At 60.7% G+C, this 15,682-nt stretch carries 16 protein-coding genes and 1 tRNA gene; 8 read left to right on the top strand and 9 right to left on the bottom strand.

Features of this window, described 5'->3' with window-relative positions:
• Nucleotides 1-40 precede the first annotated feature (40 nt).
• On the bottom strand, nucleotides 41-613 hold the full coding sequence (locus AADA15_RS08290; RefSeq protein WP_341641088.1) for a cysteine hydrolase family protein: 573 nt from the start codon (nucleotides 611-613) through the stop codon (nucleotides 41-43).
• Between the two features lie 78 nt (nucleotides 614-691).
• On the opposite strand from AADA15_RS08290, the gene AADA15_RS08285 reads away from it, so the two are divergent.
• Entirely contained in the window at nucleotides 692-1,639 is a 948-nt protein-coding gene (locus AADA15_RS08285; protein ID WP_341641087.1) for a GlxA family transcriptional regulator, read from the top strand.
• Between the two features lie 61 nt (nucleotides 1,640-1,700).
• Here the strand turns inward: AADA15_RS08285 and AADA15_RS08280 are convergent, their stop codons facing one another.
• The 5 genes from AADA15_RS08280 to AADA15_RS08260 all read right to left on the bottom strand — a co-directional run bounded on the left by AADA15_RS08280 (nucleotide 1,701) and on the right by AADA15_RS08260 (nucleotide 6,523).
• A complete protein-coding gene (locus AADA15_RS08280; protein ID WP_341641086.1) occupies nucleotides 1,701-2,666 on the bottom strand; it encodes a fumarylacetoacetate hydrolase family protein in 966 nt (321 codons plus the stop codon).
• A gap of 190 nt (nucleotides 2,667-2,856) precedes the next feature.
• Complete coding sequence (locus AADA15_RS08275) at nucleotides 2,857-3,633, bottom strand: cyclase family protein (RefSeq protein WP_341641085.1); 777 nt, start codon at nucleotides 3,631-3,633, stop codon at nucleotides 2,857-2,859.
• 11 nt (nucleotides 3,634-3,644) lie between these two features.
• Nucleotides 3,645-4,955 carry a TRAP transporter large permease gene (locus tag AADA15_RS08270; RefSeq protein WP_341641084.1) on the bottom strand — a complete coding sequence of 437 codons (1,311 nt, stop codon included), beginning with the start codon at nucleotides 4,953-4,955 and terminating at the stop codon, nucleotides 3,645-3,647.
• Complete coding sequence (locus AADA15_RS08265; RefSeq protein WP_341641083.1) at nucleotides 4,952-5,464, bottom strand: TRAP transporter small permease subunit; 513 nt, start codon at nucleotides 5,462-5,464, stop codon at nucleotides 4,952-4,954. The genes AADA15_RS08270 and AADA15_RS08265 overlap by 4 nt, the downstream gene beginning before the upstream one ends.
• A gap of 6 nt (nucleotides 5,465-5,470) precedes the next feature.
• Nucleotides 5,471-6,523, bottom strand: a complete 1,053-nt coding sequence (locus tag AADA15_RS08260; RefSeq protein ID WP_341641082.1) for a C4-dicarboxylate TRAP transporter substrate-binding protein — start codon at nucleotides 6,521-6,523, stop codon at nucleotides 5,471-5,473.
• Nucleotides 6,524-6,634: 111 nt separating this feature from the next.
• Between AADA15_RS08260 and AADA15_RS08255 the strand changes: the two genes are divergently transcribed.
• Nucleotides 6,635-7,546, top strand: a complete 912-nt coding sequence (locus AADA15_RS08255; RefSeq protein ID WP_341641081.1) for a LysR family transcriptional regulator — start codon at nucleotides 6,635-6,637, stop codon at nucleotides 7,544-7,546.
• 87 nt (nucleotides 7,547-7,633) lie between these two features.
• Here AADA15_RS08255 and AADA15_RS08250 read toward each other — a convergent pair.
• Nucleotides 7,634-7,719 (bottom strand) — tRNA-Leu (locus AADA15_RS08250).
• Nucleotides 7,720-7,988: 269 nt separating this feature from the next.
• On the opposite strand from AADA15_RS08250, the gene AADA15_RS08245 reads away from it, so the two are divergent.
• The 6 genes from AADA15_RS08245 (at nucleotide 7,989) to AADA15_RS08220 (ending at nucleotide 14,149) form a co-directional block, all read left to right on the top strand.
• Entirely contained in the window at nucleotides 7,989-8,759 is a 771-nt protein-coding gene (locus tag AADA15_RS08245) for a helix-turn-helix transcriptional regulator (protein WP_341641080.1), read from the top strand.
• Between the two features lie 130 nt (nucleotides 8,760-8,889).
• Nucleotides 8,890-9,951, top strand: coding sequence for an ABC transporter ATP-binding protein (locus tag AADA15_RS08240; RefSeq protein WP_341641079.1), 1,062 nt, complete (start codon nucleotides 8,890-8,892; stop codon nucleotides 9,949-9,951).
• Entirely contained in the window at nucleotides 9,951-10,904 is a 954-nt protein-coding gene (locus tag AADA15_RS08235; protein WP_341641078.1) for an ABC transporter permease, read from the top strand. The genes AADA15_RS08240 and AADA15_RS08235 overlap by 1 nt, the downstream gene beginning before the upstream one ends.
• Nucleotides 10,897-11,739, top strand: a complete 843-nt coding sequence (locus AADA15_RS08230; RefSeq protein ID WP_341641077.1) for an ABC transporter permease — start codon at nucleotides 10,897-10,899, stop codon at nucleotides 11,737-11,739. The genes AADA15_RS08235 and AADA15_RS08230 overlap by 8 nt, the downstream gene beginning before the upstream one ends.
• A gap of 50 nt (nucleotides 11,740-11,789) precedes the next feature.
• Nucleotides 11,790-12,821, top strand: coding sequence for an extracellular solute-binding protein (locus AADA15_RS08225; RefSeq protein ID WP_341641076.1), 1,032 nt, complete (start codon nucleotides 11,790-11,792; stop codon nucleotides 12,819-12,821).
• Between the two features lie 107 nt (nucleotides 12,822-12,928).
• Nucleotides 12,929-14,149, top strand: a complete 1,221-nt coding sequence (locus AADA15_RS08220; RefSeq protein ID WP_341641075.1) for a serine hydrolase domain-containing protein — start codon at nucleotides 12,929-12,931, stop codon at nucleotides 14,147-14,149.
• On the opposite strand, the gene cobF is transcribed toward AADA15_RS08220, so the two are convergent.
• Together cobF and AADA15_RS08210 are read right to left on the bottom strand one after the other, a co-directional pair.
• Nucleotides 14,146-14,904 carry a precorrin-6A synthase (deacetylating) gene (gene cobF, locus AADA15_RS08215; RefSeq protein ID WP_341641074.1) on the bottom strand — a complete coding sequence of 253 codons (759 nt, stop codon included), beginning with the start codon at nucleotides 14,902-14,904 and terminating at the stop codon, nucleotides 14,146-14,148. The two genes, AADA15_RS08220 and cobF, sit on opposite strands and share 4 nt — an antisense overlap.
• Nucleotides 14,905-14,994: 90 nt before the next feature.
• Entirely contained in the window at nucleotides 14,995-15,672 is a 678-nt protein-coding gene (locus AADA15_RS08210) for an energy-coupling factor ABC transporter permease (protein WP_341641073.1), read from the bottom strand.
• Nucleotides 15,673-15,682 lie beyond the last annotated feature (10 nt).

The raw sequence follows: 15,682 nt of genomic DNA, 5'->3' as shown, positions 1-15,682 counted from the left end.
CGGGAGCGCATGGGGAGGATGCGCTCCCGATTTCTTGCGTCTAGCCCCCCTGGCGCAGGACCTCGATGCAGTCCGATGCTGCCCGCACCTGGCCATAGCTTGATGCCAAGGGTGCCATGATCGCGGCATGGACCAGATCGGCAGGCACGTCCACGCCCCCGTGGCTTACATTCGCTGCGGCGCAGGCATCGCTTGCCACGGTGACTGTAAAGCTAAGATCGGCAGCTGCCCGAACGGTTGCGTCAATGCACATCTGGCTCATCGCGCCGCAGATCACCAGATAGTCGATGCCCGCCTCGCGCAGGTGCTTTTCAAGGCCAGTGGCGACAAAGCTGTTGGGCCGGGGTTTGTCGATGATCGGCTCGTCTGGCTGTGGCGTGACGCTTTCGTGCAGTGCGGCCCCAGCGGTGCCCGGTTTGAAAAACGGGGCAGCGTCCGAGGCCATGACATGCCGGACGTGGATCACCGGCGTTTCGGTCTCGCGCGCCGCCGCCAGCAGCTCGGCTGCCCTTTGTGCGGCGGCGTCCATGTTCGGCAGCGCCATGCGGCTGCCCTTGAAACTGGGGAAATAGTCGTTCTGGATATCGATCAACAGGAGCGCGGTCTTTGGCATGTGAGCCTCTCTTGGGACATGGTCATCTACTGTGTTTGATCTTTACGCCAGCACACCGCGCCACTACGATTGGCATGTATGACATACATTGTGCGAAATACGCCAAGCGTTGCAATTGTTGCCTATGACGGGGTTCAGCAATCCGCCGTGCATGGCCTCGGTGAGATCTTCGATGTGGCCAGCCGATACGCGGCAGCGGACTCGGGTGCTGGAATATCCCATTGTGTTGTGCTGCCGGGAAAGATCGACCGGTCGTCCCGGTTCGATGCGGTTATCTTCCCGCCCAATCTGACCGGCGTGCGCGGAGCGGGGGACCTTGCCCTTCATGAATGGATCATCAGCCAGCATGAGGGCGGTGCGCTGCTGTGCTCGGCCTGCGCTGGCAGTTTCTGGCTGGCAGAGGCGGGTGTTCTTGATGGCCGTCCGGCGACAACCCATTGGGCGCTCGAAGCCGAATTCGCATCCCGCTTTCCCAAGGTGCAACTGAACCCTGAACGCACCCTGCTGGATGACAATGACATTGTGACCGCAGGCGGAGTTATGGCGTGGGTCGATCTGGGTGTGCATCTGGTTGGGCGCTGGCTGGGGCCTTCTGCGGTGTCGCGTCTGTGTCGTCAGATGCTGATCGATCCGACGGGCCGTGACCAGCGCAACTTTCGCTCGTTTCGCCCTGAGTTCACCCACAAGGACCAGACGATCCGCTCTCTTCAGATGTGGATCGAGGGCAATCTGGGAGCTGACTTGACGGTGGCAGCGCTGGCGCGGCAGGCCGGAGTTTCCGAGCGCTCGCTGCATCGCAAGTTCCCGGCCCTTACAGGGTTGTCGGTTAACCGATACGTTCAAGAGCTCCGCGTCGAAAAGGCCAAAGGCCTGCTGGAACTGACCGCAGACCCGGTCGCTTCGGTGTGCTGGCAGGTCGGCTATCAGGATGTCCCGGCCTTTTGCCGATTGTTCAAGTCGATAACGGGCACCAGTCCGGGCGAATACCGGAGCCGTTTCAACATCGCCCGCCGGACGGCGCGCTAGGGCAGCCGGCAAGACGGCATGGAGGCTGCAAGTGTAGCAGCCCCCTGCGGATTCGTCACGTTCAGGTCCGGATCGAGACCCTCTGGGCGATCTGACCGAATACGCTGCCGCCAGTCGGAAGATGCGCCTCCATGGTCACGACATCTCCGTCGGTCAGAAAGGGCGTTGCGGCGTCCCCGCTTTCGATCTGTTCTATGGCGCGGCGTTCAGCAATGCAGCTTGAGCCGACGTTCCCGTAGTCTTCATTGGCCACCGTGCCCGAGCCCAGAATGGTGCCTGCGGGCAGATCACGGGAATAGGCAGCATGGGCAATCAGTTCACCAAAGCCGAATTTCATCTCCTGGCCATTGGCCCGACCAAAGAGCGTATCATTGCGGTGGATTGTCAGGGGCAGGCACACCCGCCCATCGCGCCAGACCTCTCCCAGTTCATCTGGACTGACGGCAAAGGGCGCCACGCCGCAGGCCGGTTTGCATTGCAGCCAGCCAAAGCCGGTGGCCATTTCGATGGGGCCAAGGGCACGCAGGCTCCAGTCGTTGATCAGAACAATCAGGCGGACATATTGCAGAGCGTCTTCGGCAGGGGTGCCCATGGGGACATCTCCCAGGATCACGCCGAATTCGCCCTCGAAATCAATTCCATCCTCGGCAGAGGGGAAAACGGCCATTTCCCTCGGGGCCAGAAAGCGATCCGACATGCCCTGATACATGAGCGGTCGCTCCGGAAGGCCAGTGACAGGCAATCCCCAGGCCCGTTGCATCAACAGCATATGGGTTTCAAATGCGGAACCATCAAGCCACTGAACCGCCCGGGGAAAGGGGGCCAAGGTGGCTTGCGCTTCAAGGGGTTCACCGTCGTCTTGGACCTGTTGGGCCAGGCGGTTCAATTCCGGTTGCAGCGCATCCCAGGTCTCCATCGCGTCCTGCAGGCATTTGGCCCCGGCGACGGGAAGCACCCTTGTGCCGTCACGGCTGACCACATGCAGGCGGCCATCACGGGTGCCATCGGCAAGTGTTACAAGTTTCATCTAGGCGTCTCCTCCATTCTCGGTGCCATTCACAAAGACACGCGCAGTTGTCGGAACGGCGCAGGCACCTGTCGCAATAGCCATGCAGGCGTCGCGGCAGACGGTGATCGGTCGTCCCGGTTTGTCCGTTGGTTTCGGACCGTCGATTAGGACAAGTCCTGTCCCTGCTGCTTTCTGTCAGTCGTTTTCTTCATGATGCATCCCGGATGACGGCCACGGGACGGCACCAGCCGGCGCTTGCGCCCTTGATGCTGACAGGAAAGCAGATCACCTCGAAGCCGGTGCTTGGCAGCGTCTCGAGGTTGCCCAGCTTTTCGATATGGCAATAGGCGCGATCCATGCCGGCGCGGTGGCCTTCCCAGATCAGAGAGGCGTCCCCCGTTTCTGCCACCCGTTTGGCGGTGTGGATGAAGGGGGCATCCCAGCTCCAGGCATCGGTGCCGGTGATGCGCACGCCGCGTTCGGTCAAATAGTTGGTCGCGGCGCGCCCGATACCGCAGCCCGTGGCGACATATTCAGGCTTGCCATAGACGGCTCCTGCTGCGGTGTTGACCAGAACGATATCGCCTTCGTTCAGCTCATGATCAATGCGCGAAAGCTCCGCCTCGACATCCTCAGGGGTGGCCACATAGCCATCTTCAAAGGCACGGAAATCGAGCTTCACGCCGCGCCCCCAGCACCATTCCAGCGGCACCTCGTCAATGGTGATCGCGCGGGCGCCGCCATCCATCGTCGAGTGATAGTGATACGGCGCATCAAGGTGTGTTCCATTGTGGGTCGACAGGGAAACGCTTTCGACGGCCCACCCTTCGCGCCCTGGCAGATCATCGGCAGTCACACCGGGGAAAAAACTCAGGAGCTGCTGCGCCGTTTCCTGGTGGTTCATATAATCGATCTTGGGCCCCAAACCCGGCGGGTCAGCGTATTCTGTGTTTTCGAGGGGACGGGCGAGGTCGATGAGTTTCATGGGATGTTCCTTCAACGGCCCAAAAGGCCTGTGGCAATTGGAGGGTAGAAAATGACAAGGGCGAGGCAGAGCACCATCATCAGCGCAAAGGGCGCGGCTCCGATGAAGATGTCCTTGAGGCTGATCGCGGGATCATCCAGCGTGGCCTTGATCACATAGACCGAGATGCCAAAGGGCGGTGTCAAAAGCCCGATCTCGACTGCGATCACGGTGATGATCCCGAACCAGACAAGGTCTACGTTGAGCGCCGTCACCACGGGCAGCATCAGCGGCACCAGGATCAGCATGATCGATCCGCTATCAAGGATCATGCCCATGAGGATCACCACCAGGCAATAAAGCAGAAGGATGCCGAGCAGTGACAGATCAGCGGTGGCAACGAACTGGCCAAAGCCAGCGGGAAGGCCAGAGAAGGCCAGCATGCGCGAATACATCTGCGCGGCGATCAGCAGGAAACAGATCGCAGCGGTGATCATGCCGGTTTCAACCAGAACCCGCCACAGCGCCGCAAGGGAGAGGCGCCCCTTGGCGACGCCGATCACAAAGGCCCCGGCGGTGCCGATGGCGCCTGCCTCGACCGGGGTAAAGAAGCCTGCGTAGATGCCGCCCAGCACGAGGGTGATCAGCAGTGCGATGGGCATGCCCTTGGCCAGCAGATCCCCCGCGCTCAGATCATCGCCATCCGCGCTGAGGTTGTGGCCGACAAATCCGGGCGAGAAGATCGCAAGCAGCACGGTGCCAAGGCCAAAAAAGACCGCGAGAATCAGTCCCGGACCAAGGCCGGCCAGAAAGAGATCGCCAATCGATTGCTCGGTCAAAAGACCGTAGAGGATCAGCAAAAGGCTGGGTGGGATCAGCATGCCGAGAACAGAGCTGCCCGCCACCACTCCGACGGAGAACCGTGTCCCATAGCCGTGGCGGCGCAGCTCGGGCACCGCGATCTTGGTAAAGACGGCAGCAGATGCGATGGAGATCCCGGTGATGGCGGCAAAGATGGTATTGGCCGCGATGGTGCCAAGGCCCAGCCCGCCCTTGATCCGTTTGAACATGGCATTCGCAACATCAAAGGCATCGCGCCCCATGCCGCTTTCGGAAACGATAAAGCCCATCAGGACAAAGACCGGAACAACGCCGAAGAAGTAGCTTGAAATGGCATCATTGGCGGCCAGGCCAAGCATCGTGGCAGCCAGGATGGCATTGCCCTTGATCGCCCAGACACCCAAGAAAGAGCACAGGATCAGGGCGATGGGAATGTAAAGCCCGGCAATTGCCAGCCCGCCCATTGCGGCAAGGCTGAAAAGGCCAATTTCAAAGGGAGTCATATGTCGTCCCCTGAAAATCGGCGCAGAATGCGTGCCAGGAACTGCAACAGCAAAAGAAGCGCGCCCGCAAAGATCGCCAGTTTGACCGGCCAGGTCGGGAAGGTGAAATTCCCGACCGAGCCAACAAAATCTCCCCTTTCGATCGACCGTGTCAGGATTGGCCAATGGGCATAGAGGATCGTGCCCACCACCAGCGCGCCGAGAAGCTCGAACAGGGTTTCTATTGCCTTGGCCAGCCGGGGTTTTCGCGCATGCAGCACATTGATCAGGCCATCCGACCGGGTCAGTCGGCCCGCCTTGAAGGCCTGGGGAACCTGCAGGAAAACGATCGCCACGATGGACAGAGAGATGATCTCGGGTACGCCCGGGAGGGGCGCTCCAGCTGTTTCACGGCCAACCACGTCGACGCAGATAATCAACACGAGGCCGACAATCAGCATCGTGCCGAGGATATTGGCACCCTGCGTTGCCCGATCGAGCAGACGCAGGGTGCGGGAGAATGCCGTCATCGGGGGTTACTCTTTGTCCCAATTGCGCAAGGGGGTGGCCCCGGCGGCGCGCATGGTATCCATGTAAAGAGACATCATGTCGGTGCCGCCCTTGCCTTGCGCGTCAAGACCTGCGGCCCATTCGGCAGCGGCATTGTCCATACCTGCGGCCCAGGAGGCGCGCATCTCATCTGATGCGGCGGTCACGGTGGCTCCGGCCTCCTGCATCTTGGAGTAGGCGAGATCGACAAAGCCCTCAAGATCCGAAAGATACCACTCCATCGCATCGTCCGCAGCCCCGGTAAAGGCGGCCTGCACATCCGCGTCCAGACCATCCCACCAGTCCTTGTTGGCGCAAATGGCGCCGGCAAACTGGGCGCCGAGGCCGAATTGCGTGATATGCGGCGCAACCTCGTAAAGCTTGCCGGGGAAGGCGGCCGAGGCAAAGACGATCACCCCGTCGTAAACGCCGGTTTGCAGTTCATTGTAGTATGTGGTCAGGTTGCCCTGCACACCCACAGCGCCGGTCCCCGAGAGCCAGTTGATGGCCGGACCGGGGGCCGCGATCTTGCGCCCCTCAAGATCCGCCAGAGAGCTGACCGGGAAATTGGTCATCAAGAGGTAGTCGTCAATCGCCGTGGGAGAACCGACATAGACCACGTTGTTGTCGGTATAGGCCTGCGTCATGCGGGGATCGGTCTGGTGCAGCTTGTGCACGACGTCCGTAACCAGCCTGACGTCATCGCTGACAAAGGGAGTGTAGTAGGTGACATTCTGAACCGCGAGCTTGGCCGGATCAAAGAGTGAGGAACAGACGCCGAGTTCTGCAAGTCCGGCCTCGACTGCCTCGAGTTCCTCACCGACGCCGGCAATGGATCCGCCGTATTGTTCAAGGGCCGTCAGGCTGTGGCCAAGCCCCGCAAGCGCGGCCTGCGCGCTTGGAATAAAGGCTTCGGGAAACTGTTTGACCCAGCGAAACACCGGCGGATGTCCGGCAGCAATCGTGACGTTGAAATTCTCCGCATATGCGGCAGGGGCGCAGGCCAAGAGTGCGGCGGCGCCGACAGCAAATCTATTCATTTTATCCTCCCATTGCGGACACGCTTCTCCCTTGTCCGCTTGCCCGAAGCCTATGGTGCAACAGGCGATCAGCAAAATTGATATTTCATGTGGGCATCATTGATGCCATTAATGGGTATGCATCTGGAAAATCTGGACCTGAACCTGCTCGTCGCAATCGACGCTCTGCTGCGCAGGCGCAGCGTCACGGCAGCCGCCGCAGAGCTGCACATCACGCAATCGGCCATGAGCAGCGCGCTCAAACGGGCCCGTCTGCATTTTGAGGATGAACTGTTCTACTATGATGGTCAGCGCATGGTTCCGACGTCTTTTGGGGCAGAGCTTGAGAGGCGCATACCGGACATGGTAGCCCTCCTGCGGTCGGTGTCGCGGATGCGTCCGTCAAACGACCTGGCCACGCTCAATCGCCATTTCACGATCATCGCGTCCGATTATGTGGCCGCGGTCTATATCTCGGCGCTGACCAAACGATTGGCGACAATTGCTCCTAATGTCTCCCTTTCGATCATGCCCTTCACCCAGGAGGCGGTCCGGCAGTTTCAGCGGGGGGTTCTGGATTTTCTCATCGGTCCGGACTTTGCACTGACCCCTCAGTACACCGCCGAGCCGCTGTTCCGGGACCGGTTCAAATGTGTGTTGTGGAAGGATAACCCCGTCCTGCTCAATGGTTTTACGGCGGATGACTTTTTCCGATCCCCCATGGTTGTCACCGATTTTTTTCTCGAGAATGGCAAAAGCCATTTCGAACGCTGGTTGGAGGAACAGGCTCAGGACATCCGGGTGGCGGCCTCATTGCCCAGTTTCCTGGTGTTGCCGCACTATGTGGCCGGGACTGCGAATATCGCTACGATTCACGAAAGGCTTGTGCCGCATTTTGCGGGGTTTTCCGAACTGGCTTTTGTGGATCCACCCGTTGATGTCCCGCCGCTTCAGGAGCATCTGGTCACTGCAGAGAAGCATGTCCATGACACCGGCGCTCAATTGCTGGCGCAGGTCATGCGGACAGTCGGACAAGAAATCTGACGACCGATACGCTCATCCGATCGGGAGACGGTTTGCACCTTTTGCGACCGAGAGCATACTGTGTGCTGGCGGCGAAAGTCAGTCGCGTGGTGCGGGCGGTGGGACTCGAACCCACACGGGCATACGCCCTTCAGATTTTAAGTCTGATATGTCTACCATTCCATCACGCCCGCATGTTGCGCGGTTGCCGTATCCCTTGCACACAAGACGCGCGCAAGATGCACCCAGCCGACTTTGCAACACCTAGGTTCGTAGAAAGATTTCGGGCCGGACACAAGGGGATGGCACGTGTCTGCCCGGTTTTTGAGACGCTGTACCCTCCTTGTCTCATTCAGGCCTCCCTGCGCGGATTGTGGCAAGGTATTGTAGAATTTGAATGTCAAATGGCCGCGACTGTGCAAACTAGCGTGAACGCAACTCTCAAGACCGCAGATCTCAGCCCATGACCCAGCTTGCACTCTCCACTCCGGACCTTGCCCAGGCGATCCGGGCCATCGGAACGCCTGGGTTCATGTCGGCGCTGTTGGATCTGATGCGGACGGTGGCCCCTTTTCGCGGTGCCTTTGTAAGTCGTCTCAGACCAAGCCGGCTGCCGGAGCACCTTTATGACAATGTGCGACAGGAACGGCGCTCGGTGGTGGTGGACCGCTGGCTGGACCGGGCGTGGCTGCTGGATCCCTTTGTGGTGAGCTATCTCAGTGGCCGGTTCGATCCGGTCATGGTTCTGGAAGAAGTCGCGCCGGACCGGTTTTCCCAGACCGATTACTACAATATCTACTATCGCTCTGTACGTCTGAAAGACGAACTGGCGGTCTTTGTGACACTGCCGGAAAGCACCTTGTTCTTTTCCCTCGGGCGCCTGATCGGCGAGACGCGATTTTCCCGCAAAGACCGTGCTCGGCTCCTGGAAGCGCAGCCCGTCTTCGCCTCTTTGTGCGAGCAGCATTTTCATGGCAAAGCCCCGCGCCACACAGAGCCGACTATGGGGAGCGCAAGTCTGGAGGTGCTGATCCGGGATCTGTGCGGCGGCCTCACAAACCGTGAGATCGAGATCGTGCAATATCTGCTGCGCGGGCATTCCAGCCAGTCGATTGCCCTGGTGCTGGATCTGTCCCCCGCGACCGTCAAGGTGCACCGCAAGAACATTTACCGAAAACTGGGGATTTCCTCTCAGTCGGACCTGTTTTCGCTCTTTCTGCAATCGGTGATCTGAAAGTGGCGATCTGAGCTGCATACCCCCTTGGGGGTAGAGGCGGCCTGCTTCCCTGGTGGTATTTTCCTGTCATCCACGGGGGGCTAACCTGCCCGGACTACTGCCAAACAGGGGCCGACCGGAATTCAGAATGATCGACGCAAAAGAGGTGACAAAAAGGTTTGGCGAGGGAGCGTCGGCTGTGACGGCGCTGGAGAAGGTCTCGTTGCACGTGCCCGAAGGCAGTTTCTTCACGCTGCTGGGGCCGTCGGGTTGTGGCAAGACCACGCTTCTGCGGCTGATTGCAGGGTTCGAACTGCCAAGCGAGGGCGAGATTGCCCTTGATGGGGAGCTGATTGGCCACCTGCCGCCGCACAAGCGCCCGGTCAACACTGTCTTTCAAAACTACGCCCTGTTTCCGCACATGAGCGTTGCGCGCAATATCGGCTTTGGGCTTGAGATGCTGAACCGGCCCAAGGCCGAGATCACGGCGACGGTCGCTGAGATGCTCGACCTCGTGCAGCTTGGCGCCTTTGCCGCGCGCCGGGTGGATCAGCTTTCGGGCGGTCAGCAGCAGCGGGTCGCTCTTGCGCGTGCTCTGGCGCCCCGGCCCAAGGTGCTGCTGCTGGATGAGCCGCTGTCGGCGCTGGATCTGAAGTTGCGCAAGGGCATGCAGAGCGAGCTGAAACGGCTTCAGGCTGAAACGGGCATCACTTTTGTCTTCGTGACCCACGATCAGGGCGAAGCCCTTGCGATGTCGGACCAGATTGCGGTGATGTCCGCGGGCGCCGTTCAGCAGATTGGCACGCCCGAGGAGATCTACACCACCCCGCAAAGCCGCTTTGTGGCGGATTTCATCGGGGACACCAACATCGTGCCTGCGCACCTTCTGGGATATGAGGGGGAAAAGGCGCGCATTCGGTTTGCGGGCGGTCAGGCCGTGCTGGCAAATGCGGCCAGCGCCACGCTGGCCCCCGGGGCGGTTCATGTGGCGATCCGCCCCGAGACGATCACGATCTGCGATGCCGCAGATGAAGCGGCGCTGCTCCTTGGCACCGTTCTGGACAGCAGCTATTTCGGCGCAGGTTCGCAGATGCGGATCCGTCTGCGCGACGGGACCGAGGTGCAGGCCCAGGTGGCCCAGCCCAGCCCTGCGGGGCGCGACGTGGGACTGATCCCGGATACCTCAATGCTGCAGGTGTTGGTGGACTGATGGGGCAGGGCGTTGGACATAACCAATCGGCGGCAGAGAGCCTTAGGCAGGCCGCGGCCGCACGCAGCAGTGCCCAGCGGCGCAGGCGGCTGTTTCTTCTGCTTCCGGCGATCACGATCATCGGGATCTTTGGCCTCGCACCCCTGTCGATTGCGCTGATCTATTCCTTCCTTGAACCCGGCACCTATGGCGGTGTCGAATGGGTGTTCTCGACCGATGCCTATGTGCAGTTCCTGTTCGAGAGGGACATTTTCGATGACAGTCTGGTGTTCAACAGTGCCTATCTGCAGATCTTTGCGCGATCCTTCGGTCTGGCGCTGTTCACCATGTGCGGCACGCTCCTCCTCGGGTTTCCGGTGGCCTATTTCATCGCCGCCAGACCGCCGGAGCAGCGCAACTTCTGGCTTTTCGCCATCACCCTTCCGTTCTGGACCAACCTTCTGATCCGCACCTATTCCATGCTCCTGATCGTGCGCGACGAGGGCTTTGTGAACCTGGCCCTGATGAAGCTGGGCGTGATCAGTGAGCCGATCGAGATGCTATACACGGACGGAGCCGTTCTGATCGGGCTGGTCTACAGCTTCCTGCCCTTCATGATCCTGCCGATCTATGCCTCGCTGGAAAAGTTCGATTTTTCGCTGCTGGAGGCCGGGCACGATCTCTATGCCTCTCGTGTGCAGGTGTTCCGCCATATCGTCATTCCGATCAGCCGTCCGGGGATCGTCGGGGGATGTGCGCTGGTGCTGATCCCCTCGCTGGGGGCATATATCACGCCCGAGCTGTTGGGTGGCGGCAAGAAGCTGATGATCGGCAACCTGATTGCCATGCAGTTCGGCTCTGGGCGCAACTGGCCCTTTGGATCGGCTGCGGCCCTGATCCTGATGGCTGTGGTGTTGATCGCGATGATGATCTCGCTGCGGGTCGGCGCAGAAAAGGAGAGCCGCCATGGATAAGGTTCCGCCCAGAAAGCCGTCCTTCCTGTGGCGAGCGACAGGCACCCGAGAGCTGCGACGTCAGCCGCTGTTCACCGGTCTCTCCTGGTTCGTACTTCTTTTGCTTTATGCGCCGATTGCCGTGCTGATCGTGTTCTCCTTCAACGACAACCGCTCGGTTGTGGTCTGGACCGAGGCCAGCCTGCGCTGGTACGAAACGGCCCTTGGCAATGAAAACGTGCGCAATGCGGCTTGGATCTCGATCCAGGTGGCGCTGACGGCCACGGGTGTCTCGACAATCATTGCCACGATGGCAGCCCTGGCCACCACCCGTGGCGGTGATTTCCGAGGGAAATCGGCGGCGATTGCCCTGATCAACCAGCCCCTGATGATCCCCGAGATCGTCACCGCCATCGCCACCCTGTCGTTCTTTTCGATCCTGCGCAAGCTGACCGGAGTGTCGGGCATCGGCTGGCTGATGCTGGCGCATACGGTGTTCTGTATCCCCTTTGCCTTCATGCCGATCCGCGCGCGGCTTTCGGATATGTCCGACACCTTCGAACTTGCCGCTGCCGATCTTTATGCAACGCCCTGGCAGGCCTTTCGCCACGTGACCCTGCCGCTGTTGATGCCGGGGATCCTATCCGGGGCGATGCTGGCCTTCGTGGTGTCGCTGGACGACGTGATCATCACCCTGCTGATTGCCGGCCCCGGAGAGACCACCCTGCCGCTGTACATCCTTGGCCAGATCCGGCGGGGCGTGACTCCCGAGGTGAACGCGGTCTCGACCATCCTGATCCTGCTGACCGTGGCCATGGTCGCGCTGACCTTCGCCCTGCAACGCAAACGAAAATAACCAGAAGCCCGCACGCGGCGGGACAGACCCAACCAACAAGAGGAAAACTGATGAAACTGACGACCCTGACGGCGGCGGTCACTTCCGCCATTGCCCTGACTGCGGCCTCGGCCCAGGCCGAAGGCACCCTGAACATCTACAACTGGGGGAACTACACCAACCCCGAGATGATCGAGAAGTTCGAAAAACAGTACAATATCGAAGTCAATATCGACGGCTATGACAGCAATGAAACCATGCTGGCCAAGGTCAAGGAAGGCGGCAGTGGCTACGACATCGTGGTGCCCGGCGACTATATGGTTGCCATCATGATCGAAGAGGGCCTTCTGGCCGAGATCAACGCCGCCGAGATGGAGAATTTCAAGAACCTCGATCCCAACTGGGTCGATGTCTACTGGGATCCGGGCCGCAAGTATTCGGTGCCGTACCAGTGGGGCACCACCAGCTTTACCGTGGACAGCGCGGTCTACGGCGGCGACATCAACACGCTTGAGATCGTCTTCAACCCGCCCGAGGAACTGAAGGGCCGCATCAACATGCTCAATGACATGAACGATGTGATCAACGCCGGTCTGCGTTATCTCGACTATCCGCGCTGCAATTCAAACCCGGAACAGATGAAAGAGCTGATGGAACTGCTGCTGTCGGCCAAGGAAAACTGGCGCACGATGGACTACGCGGTGATCGAAAAGCTGACCTCGAAGGACGTTGACCTGTCGCAAAGCTGGAACGGCGCCGCGATGCGCGCTCGCGCCGACCGCCCCACGCTGACCTATGCCTACCCCAAGGAAGGCTTTACCGGCTGGATGGACAATGTGGCGGTGCTGGCCGATGCGCCCAACATGGAGAACGCCAAGCTGTTCGTGAACTTCATGATGGATCCTGAAAACGCTGCGATGACCTCCAACTTTGCCCGTTATGCAAATGGTGTGCTGGGCTCCGAGGAATTTATGGATGCCGAAATGCTGGACGCGCCCGAGATCGTGATGCCGACAGACGCGCCGGTGCCGGATTTCGTCAAACCCTGCGATCAGAAGGTGGTCGAGATGTACAACAAGGTCTGGACCCGCCTGAAGCAGTAACAGCCCTGGCCGTTTCGTGGTGGCTCTGCGGGGCCACCACACAAGGATATTTGACTGCGGTCCGTACCCAAGAGCAACGGGGGACCGCACTGAGGGAGCATGTCCGAATGCAGCGCAGACTACAGAATCCGAAACCCAAGACGGCGCGGGACATCGGCATCATGCAAGGCTTTCCGCCGCCGCCGGAAAAGCGTCCGACGCTGGAGAACTGGGATCTCGCGCCCTTCAACCGCTGGTCCTTCCAGAACATGCGCAGCCTCTTTCCCACGGTGGATGTGCGCGCCGGGAACGGTCCAGCCCGAGCCTTGGGCAGTGCTCCGCGGGTTCTGTCCGGTATCGTGTTTCCCAGTTGTGATGGGCGTCAACTCTCTGTCGGAGATTGGCTGGGCGAAAGCTACACGGATGGGTTTCTGGTCCTGAAGGGCGGCACGGTTGTCACCGAGGTCTACGCCAACGACTTTCACCCGGAGGCCGCGCATCTGGGGCAATCGGTGTCGAAATCCGTGGTGGGGATCCTGGCGGGCGTGCTGCACGGTGAGGGCCTTTTGGATCTGGCCGCGCCCTTGGAAGATATCATCCCGGAACTGACCGGCACCGGCTATGAGGGATGCACCGTAGATCAGGCGCTCGATATGCTGTCGGGTGCGCGCTTTTCCGAGGATTACGGCCTGCCGGACAGTGACATGACGCGCATTGATGTGGCCTCGGGCTGGCGTCCGGTGCGCGCGGGCGAGATCAAGCCCACAATTCGCGATGTCATTCTGACCCTGCCGCAGGAGCGTGCCCATGGTCTCGGCTTCTCCTACCGCTCGATCGAGACTGATGTGATCGCCTGGGCACTGGAACGGGTGGCTGGTGCGGACCTTGCCACGCTCCTGTCGGACAGGATCTGGCGCAAGCTCGGCTGTGAAAGGGACGGGTTCTTCACCGTGGACGATGCGGGAACCGCCTTGGCGGATGGAGGCTTCAACGCGACTCTGCGCGACTATGCCCGGTTTGGTAAAATGGTTCGGGATGGTGGCCGGGCAGGGGGGGAGCAGATCGTTCCGGCGGCCTGGATCAATGACATCTGCGCCGGCGCGGATCCGTCGAAGTTCGGCGCGCCATACGATCAGCTGTCGCCGCAGGGCGCCTATCGGAGGTTCTGGTGGGTGCACGACCCCGCGCGCGAGGTCTTCATGGCGCGGGGTGTCTTTGGTCAGATGATATTCGTCGATCGCAGCGCCGATCTGGTGATCGTGAAACTGTCCAGCTGGCCCGACTATCTGATCCCTTCTTTCAGTTGGGATGCAGTTGCCGCCAGCGAGGCCATCGCCCGGACCCTTTAGGTGCGGGTGCGCCGCAGGATGTAGATATCCATAATCCAGCCATGATCGGCGCGGGCCCTGGCGCGTGTCTCGATGATCCGCGCGGTCGTGTCTGCAAGATCGCCCGAGATGGAGATTTCGTTCTCCATCCCTGCGTATGCGCACCACCAGATCTGTATCCCTTCGGGGGCGACGCTTTGAAAACTGCAATCGCCGTCCAGCATGATGACCAGGGTGTCGGCGCTGTCCGGCCAGCCCGCCTCGCGCAGCTGTCGCCCGGTGGTGATGGTCACGGGCGCGCCGATCTCGTTCAGCGGAATGGCATGGGCGGCGGTCAGCGCCTGGATCGATGTGATGCCGGGAATGACGTGCAGGGCAACCTGGGTGCGCGTCTTCAGCCGCTCGGCGATGCGCATGGTGCTGTCGTAAAGCGAGGGGTCGCCCCAGACGAGGAAGCCCACCTTGCCGCCCTCGGGCAAATGGGTCTGGATCGTCTGCTCCCAGACCTCGGCGATGGCATCGTGCCAGTCGTCCACGCCCTGCCGGTAGCTGGGGGTCGCCGCATCGCGCTTGGGCAGGTCGAATTCCACGATCCGCGGCCCGGGTTTGCGGATCACCCGCTCGCAGATCTCGTGACGCAGCCCCGCCAGATCGTCCTTTCCCGCCCCCTTGTTGGGGATCAGGATCAGGTCCAGCCCGTTCAGTGCTTCAATGGCCTCAAGGGTCAGATGCTGGGGGTTGCCGGTGCCTATACCGACAAGGGTCAGGTCAATCATCACGTGGGAGCCTCGGGACGGTAAGCCTTGGAAAAGAAACACGGCCCCGAATTGGGGCCGCGCTGACTGTCATGTGGTGGGCTGTCGCCTTCAGGCCGCCGCGTACAGACGCGGGGTCACAAGACCGCTGCGCTCAAGACCACGCAGGCTCTTGGCGGCGGCGAGAACGGCCAGATCGACGAGCGGCTCGATCAGGATGACCATCATGTAGGCCGCACCAAAGGTGAAGACAGACGCCATGGTCTCGGCGCCGATGCCCTGACCGTAGAAGGCCCAGAAGGCGACCCAACCCACGACGCCCGCCTGATAAGCGGTCGAGAGCGCCAGAGCCTGGGAATACTTCAGGTCCACATAGGCGGTGTTCGGGGCGATGATCTTCTTGGCCAGCGCCTGCATCGCAAACAGCGGCACCAGAAGCGTGGTCAGGTTGATGAAGTACTGGGGCAGATCGATCGGGGCAAAGAACACGCCCTGGATCAGCAGGCCCATCGCCAGACCAAAGGCGGCAGGCGCAGCGCCCAGCAGCAGGAACAGGGTCGAGCCGAGGATGAAGTGAACTTCGGACACGCCGACCGGGAAGTGCGGCAGAATTTCGAAGAAGGCAAAGACGCCGACGGTTGCAATGGCCGAGCGCGCCGCGAAAGAGGCGATGCCGGAGGATGCCAGGTCGGCCATGGTCTTCTTGGCGGCAAAGCCAAGCGCTCCCGCGGCGGTGGCATAGGACAGGGCGATTTTGACGCCGTTCACGATCCCGGGTTCGATATGCATATTCTATCTC

It is taken from the genome of Phycobacter sedimenti (genome assembly GCF_038148855.1).
Classification (GTDB): Bacteria; Pseudomonadota; Alphaproteobacteria; order Rhodobacterales; family Rhodobacteraceae; genus Phycobacter; species Phycobacter sedimenti.
This window is presented reverse-complemented; position numbering and strand designations above follow the sequence as displayed.

What these genes read in the sequence shown, in the direction of transcription:
- AADA15_RS08265 (WP_341641083.1), bottom strand. Translation starts at nt 5,464, where the DNA reads ATGACGGCATTCTCCCGCACCCTGCGTCTGCTCGATCGGGCAACGCAG.
- AADA15_RS08240 (WP_341641079.1), top strand. Translation starts at nt 8,890, where the DNA reads ATGATCGACGCAAAAGAGGTGACAAAAAGGTTTGGCGAGGGAGCGTCG.
- AADA15_RS08255 (WP_341641081.1), top strand. Translation starts at nt 6,635, where the DNA reads ATGGGTATGCATCTGGAAAATCTGGACCTGAACCTGCTCGTCGCAATC.
- AADA15_RS08220 (WP_341641075.1), top strand. Translation starts at nt 12,929, where the DNA reads ATGCAGCGCAGACTACAGAATCCGAAACCCAAGACGGCGCGGGACATC.
- AADA15_RS08225 (WP_341641076.1), top strand. Translation starts at nt 11,790, where the DNA reads ATGAAACTGACGACCCTGACGGCGGCGGTCACTTCCGCCATTGCCCTG.
- AADA15_RS08275 (WP_341641085.1), bottom strand. Translation starts at nt 3,633, where the DNA reads ATGAAACTCATCGACCTCGCCCGTCCCCTCGAAAACACAGAATACGCT.
- AADA15_RS08280 (WP_341641086.1), bottom strand. Translation starts at nt 2,666, where the DNA reads ATGAAACTTGTAACACTTGCCGATGGCACCCGTGATGGCCGCCTGCAT.
- AADA15_RS08230 (WP_341641077.1), top strand. Translation starts at nt 10,897, where the DNA reads ATGGATAAGGTTCCGCCCAGAAAGCCGTCCTTCCTGTGGCGAGCGACA.
- AADA15_RS08235 (WP_341641078.1), top strand. Translation starts at nt 9,951, where the DNA reads ATGGGGCAGGGCGTTGGACATAACCAATCGGCGGCAGAGAGCCTTAGG.
- AADA15_RS08290 (WP_341641088.1), bottom strand. Translation starts at nt 613, where the DNA reads ATGCCAAAGACCGCGCTCCTGTTGATCGATATCCAGAACGACTATTTC.
- AADA15_RS08270 (WP_341641084.1), bottom strand. Translation starts at nt 4,955, where the DNA reads ATGACTCCCTTTGAAATTGGCCTTTTCAGCCTTGCCGCAATGGGCGGG.
- AADA15_RS08260 (WP_341641082.1), bottom strand. Translation starts at nt 6,523, where the DNA reads ATGAATAGATTTGCTGTCGGCGCCGCCGCACTCTTGGCCTGCGCCCCT.
- AADA15_RS08245 (WP_341641080.1), top strand. Translation starts at nt 7,989, where the DNA reads ATGACCCAGCTTGCACTCTCCACTCCGGACCTTGCCCAGGCGATCCGG.
- AADA15_RS08285 (WP_341641087.1), top strand. Translation starts at nt 692, where the DNA reads ATGACATACATTGTGCGAAATACGCCAAGCGTTGCAATTGTTGCCTAT.
- cobF (WP_341641074.1), bottom strand. Translation starts at nt 14,904, where the DNA reads ATGATTGACCTGACCCTTGTCGGTATAGGCACCGGCAACCCCCAGCAT.
- AADA15_RS08210 (WP_341641073.1), bottom strand. Translation starts at nt 15,672, where the DNA reads ATGCATATCGAACCCGGGATCGTGAACGGCGTCAAAATCGCCCTGTCC.